The sequence below is a fragment of the Isoptericola croceus genome (assembly GCF_029382255.1).
Lineage (GTDB): Bacteria > Actinomycetota > Actinomycetes > Actinomycetales > Cellulomonadaceae > Isoptericola > Isoptericola croceus.
On record NZ_JARLLG010000157.1, the window covers coordinates 1 to 279 of the forward strand.

Genomic DNA, 279 nt, shown 5'->3' on the forward strand with positions numbered 1-279 from the left:
GCCTACACGGCGCCCACGATCAGCCAAGACGCGGCCCTCTACGCCCTTGAACACCACGATGAACTGGTTGCCCCGCTGGTGACGGCCTTCCAAGAGCGGCTAACCTATTTACAAACGGCCCTGGGCGCCTTGCCGAACCACGCCGTGAACCCGGTTGGCGGGTCGATCTACGCCTTTTTAGACATCCGTAAGACCGGGCTTAGTTCGGAGCAATACGCCACCCGGCTCTTGAACCAAACCGGGATTTTAGTGGTGCCAGGCTTGGCCTTTGGTAAGAGT

1 protein-coding gene is annotated in these 279 nt (G+C 59.5%); it reads left to right on the forward strand.

Going from position 1 to position 279, the window contains the following annotated elements; genetic code table 11:
* On the forward strand, window positions 1–279 hold a 279-nt coding region (locus PZC42_RS24495; RefSeq protein ID WP_498041198.1), incomplete at both ends, for an aminotransferase class I/II-fold pyridoxal phosphate-dependent enzyme.